This window comes from uncultured Acetatifactor sp., assembly GCF_948601915.1.
GTDB lineage: Bacteria > Bacillota > Clostridia > Lachnospirales > Lachnospiraceae > Acetatifactor.
Genome location: NZ_CAPDXS010000128.1, coordinates 1 through 4534, shown reverse-complemented (window position 1 = coordinate 4534; position 4534 = coordinate 1). Strand labels below are relative to the sequence as shown.

The 4534-nt window shown below is 52.4% G+C and carries 5 protein-coding genes; 2 read left to right on the top strand and 3 right to left on the bottom strand.

Annotation, left to right across the window (positions count from 1 at the left end):
* Both Q2B33_RS18560 and Q2B33_RS18555 read right to left on the bottom strand, forming a co-directional pair.
* Positions 1-965, bottom strand: a 965-nt coding sequence (locus tag Q2B33_RS18560) for a M3 family metallopeptidase (protein ID WP_300914156.1), incomplete at its 3' end; no start/stop codon positions are given.
* A 57-nt stretch (positions 966-1022) separates the two neighbouring features.
* Positions 1023-1241, bottom strand: a complete 219-nt coding sequence (locus Q2B33_RS18555; protein WP_300567737.1) for a hypothetical protein — start codon at positions 1239-1241, stop codon at positions 1023-1025.
* Positions 1242-1846: 605 nt separating this feature from the next.
* On the opposite strand from Q2B33_RS18555, the gene Q2B33_RS18550 reads away from it, so the two are divergent.
* A complete protein-coding gene (locus Q2B33_RS18550) occupies positions 1847-2311 on the top strand; it encodes an RNA polymerase sigma factor (RefSeq protein ID WP_296475024.1) in 465 nt (154 codons plus the stop codon).
* A gap of 66 nt (positions 2312-2377) precedes the next feature.
* Positions 2378-3193 (top strand): zf-HC2 domain-containing protein, encoded by an 816-nt coding sequence (locus Q2B33_RS18545; RefSeq protein WP_300567732.1) that lies wholly within the window; start codon positions 2378-2380, stop codon positions 3191-3193.
* A 142-nt stretch (positions 3194-3335) separates the two neighbouring features.
* Here Q2B33_RS18545 and Q2B33_RS18540 read toward each other — a convergent pair whose 3' ends face one another.
* Positions 3336-4217 carry an Abi family protein gene (locus Q2B33_RS18540; protein WP_300567729.1) on the bottom strand — a complete coding sequence of 294 codons (882 nt, stop codon included), beginning with the start codon at positions 4215-4217 and terminating at the stop codon, positions 3336-3338.
* Positions 4218-4534: the final 317 nt, after the last annotated feature.

Genomic DNA, 4534 nt, shown 5'->3' with positions numbered 1-4534 from the left:
CTGTCCACAGGCGCAGACTCCACGCACACGGGCACCGGATTCCCCTCCGGGAAATGCACCCCGGAATCGTATATGTAGAGATGCTCCAGGCCAAGCCGTTTCCTGCGGCGCTCCTCCAGCTTCCGGGACAGGGGCACCAGGTATTTCTTCACCAGCTCCCGGAACGCCGCCACCTCCTTGGGCCCATAGCCGATGCGCGACATGCGGAAATAGCTCATCTCCACATAGCTGGAGAAGCCCATGGCCTTGGCCTGCCTGCGCCGGTTGTCCAACAGCTTGTCGAAGATCTCCTCCAGCTCCTGCCTCTGGGCCTCCCAGGAATCGGAGATGGCAAGGGAAGCCCGCTTCCTCACGTCCCGGTCCGGCGACTGGGCGATGAGGGTCATCAGGTTGCGCTTGCGCTTCTCCCCCTCCCAGTCCACGGTTCCGTTGGAGGTCAATTGGTTGTATCTGGCCAGCAGCTTATTCTCCTCCTGGGCCAGCTCGATCAGGCGGCTGTCGAACCCGCTCTGCCCGGCCTCCATGAGGGCGAACACATAGGAGCCCAGGATCTCCTCCAGGTCTTTGCGATGGGGCGAATCCAGGAGCAGCCGGTCGAACTGGTTGGAAAGGTCGCTGAGCTTCGGCCCGATTTCGTCATAATATGCCTGCTCCGCCGCGTAAAAAGCGTCATTCACGTCCATGTCATGCCGTACATAGCACAGATCCATGGCCGTCATGTCCGCCATCAGCTCATAGCGCTTCCTCAGGACGGCCATGCAGGCCTCCGCGTCCCCGGCCTCCCGGAGCTCCTCCATCAGCTGGTGGTAGCGCCCCTCCAGCTCCTCATAGCACACCCTCTCATAGGGCATTTCCTTAAAATGCATCATCATATCCTCCATTCTCTCCCAAGAGCCCGCCGTACACATACTCAGCGCGTTTTCCATCGCCGTATCCAAATCCAGCAGAAACCCTTTTGCAAGCATGTCCCATTTCCATAAAGAAAGGCGCCGCTGACCCCTGCCGGAAACGCCCCGGTCTTCCTACATTATACATAAATGTACCGCATTTTCAAGAACCATCCCGCATTTTTCAACCAGGAAACGCCATGGGAAATGCCATGGCGTGCCGAATCCATAACCGTCATCCCCCACGGACGCACATACCTTCTCCAGAGTGGCCATATGGCGCACCATCAGCTGCTCTATCAGGGCTTCCACGTCCTCCGGATCCGCATAGATGTCCATCAGAAAGTTGTCCATGCGCCGCAGGAAAGTCCCCCACTCGAAGAGGCTGCAGCCGCAGGTAATCAGATTGAATCCGGGGTCCCCTTTTCGCGCCCGCGCTCAGGCCCCCATACCTTACCCTCCCAGCAAATAGAATCCATCCTCTGCCACGCATTTCGGGATGTCCATGAGGAAGGGCTCTCCATCCCTGACTCACTGAAAAAATGACAGCCGGAACCGGAATGCCTTTTCAAGGCCTACGGCCGTCCGAAACAACGTTCAGTTTCTTTTCCTGTTCTTACTTTTGATATTGCTTTCTCCCTGACTTTATCCAATAATTATACTGCTTAACGATTTCACTTGCCGTGAAACCAGACTGCATAACGCTGACTGGTTCATTCGCATGATTACATTAGGCAGCATTCAGCGTTATGCAGTATATCTCATGAATGTCCGGCCCTCGTCGTTGCCCTCGATATCGGTTCTGGTGTATAGAAATCCATCTGTCTGCCAGAGGACGATATTTCCGATTGGCCCGGCGCAAAAAATATCTGTAACGAAACCGTCCCGAACCGGATATATCAGGTAGACGCAAGGAAAGAGCGGTTCCCGGGAAGCCGCCGCAGGAGAGGAGGGGATGTATGGAAGAGCTCTATCGGCAGTACTCACAGATCGTATACCATTTCCTATACAAAAAATGCAAAGACCCCGCCCTGGCGGAGGATCTGATGCAGGAGACTTTCCTGAAAGCCCTGGAGCGGCTGGACAGCTATGACCACAGTTGCAAGCTCTCCACCTGGCTGTGCCAGATTGCCAAGCACCTGCTCTACCAGCACTGGGACAAGAGCCACCGGGTGCAGCTGGAAGAGCTGGACGAATCCCTCCAATCCCGCCAGGACACAGAGCAGCACGCCATGGCCAAAGTGGAGCTGGCGGACGTGTGGGACAGACTCAAAGCCCTGTCCCCCGATGCCAGGAAGACCGTGGAGCTGCGGGTGCTGGGGGACCTGTCCTTCCGGGAGATCGGCGATATCCTGGGAAGGACCGAGAACTGGGCCCGGGTCACATTCTACCGGGCGAAGCTGGCCCTGATCCAGAATGAATGAAACCCTTAAAGGCAAAATAAAATACTCCCGCAGGCGCAGTCCCGGGCGGGAACAAAGGAGATTACTATGAAAAGCAGAGATTGTGATATCGTAAAAGACCTGATGCCATCCTATGTGGACGGAATATGCTCCGATGCCGCGAAAGAATATGTGGAGGAACATGCGAAGGAGTGCGATGGCTGCCGCCAGATGCTGGAAGCCTACAAGGCCAATGTGCTCTCCGGCGAGAAGCTGGAGCAGCGGGGAATGGATGGATTGAAGAAAATAAGGACGAATATGAAGTACCAGAATCTGGTCTGTTATCTGGTGCTGGTGTTCCTGGTGTACTGTGGCGTTGAAGTGTTCTTTGCCAACCATGCGGGCTATGCCATCTTCGACAATACTACGCTGCTGCTAGTCGTCTGCATTGCCGCCAACCTCCTGGCCTCTTTCGGCTATAAGGCCAAGAACAGGCCGGGGAAAATCCAGTATCTGCTAGGAGCCGCCTCCCTTGTGACGGATCTGTACTTCATCGCTGTGTTCTTTTACGCCGCGTCCGGCATCGCTTCGTATGCCGAAAGGCTGTTCGGCAGGGAGCTGATGTGGGTAGGCCCCTTCCTGGAGCGGCAGCTCATCATGGCCTTCATAGCCCAGCTCATCTTCTTCGGCTGTAATCTGTGGGCCATCATCCGGCAGGAGAAAAGCTGCGGCTGGCTGCTGAACCTGAACATGACCGGCATCTTCCTGTTAATCAATTATGATCAGTGGCTGAAATATATGGACTCCCGCGAGACTTTGCTGCACGCCATTTGCAAGATTACCTTCGAACCCCTCGCCGCCGGCGTCCTGGGGATTGTTGCCAGCCTTATCCTCACCAGGGCGCTTCAGAAAAAAGAGGCTTAAGGCCTGTGCATAAAAACGGGGCTGCTGCTCTGGCAAATCATCCATCCGCCAGGGCGACAGCCCCTCAGACCGCCCACAGTATTGCGCCGAAAACGGCTCGTGGGAGAAGTCTTAGGTAGTATATGAGGATATGGCGATATTATTACAGCTTCTGCTGCCAGTCGCTGCGGAAACCATAATAATCCATCCGTACAAACGGATATTTTTTCGTTAGTGTGATGATAGATTCTTTCAGCCCGTTGAATTCCGATTCGGAAAGTACCCGCCGCATGATGAGCAGAAAGCCGTATAAATGAGCATTATCCAGTTCCCCTCTGCTGTTTTTCATCAGGAGGGCTTTTTCTGCTTTGTTAAGGGATGGCTTCTGTTCAAAAAGACGGTTATACAGCCTACTCCCATGTGCACATAGATTGCGGATAATCGTCATGCTGTGCATATAGCTTCCTAGAATAGAAGCGCCCCTGTCCGTGGTCAGACCAAAAGTACGGGCAACAGCAGCCTTAATGGGCTGTTCGGAAATCGCATATAAAAATGAGATATCCGAGATAGTCAGCAAATCCACATATGCCCACAGAGGAATGTCCTGCTGCAAATCATTGACAAAATGCTTCAGATATGCCTCATGGGGGAGGCGCTGTGACTTCTGCAATTCCGCTTTTTTGATAATCTCCTCATACCGTGCCTCATTGACGAAAAAAGAAGCGTCGAGGTAGCCTGTCGACCCATGGGCTTTCGTAAATTCATATGCATAGACGGATTTCAACTGGACTTCGATTACTTCCAGATACTGGAGGAGGATGTGCCTGAGCTCGTGGTCGAAATTGTAGATATCCATAATGTTCTGGAAAACTGCAGATTTGTAAAATATATCATTCTTTCGCAGCGTCAGGGAATAACCACTAACCCGGTAATAATTGTTCCAGAGCAGAAATTCCTTTGCTACGTCTTCATCATCAATGGTGAGGCCACGAGAACGTAGGATTTCTAACTGTTCCTCAATCGTTTTAAAGCTTTTATCTGGCATGGCATAACTCCTTATAAACAAAACGCCCTCAAGTGTGCATGTGTTTCCACAGAGGCCTGAGGGAGATGTTATTTATATACTACCATAAATTGCAGAATTGTCAAGGGATGATAGCCTTTTTTTAGGGTTGTTTCACCGTTGTTTCACGACTCATAACCTGACATGTAGTCTATATATAGCGATTAAGTCTTGCCAAAAACCGGATAAACGGCATGACCGGCTGTGCTATGTGGCTGGCAAGAATTAAATGCCGTTTATGTATAATAAAAGTTTCCCAATTTTCAGGACTATAGACTTTTGCAAGAAAGCGCCCCTTT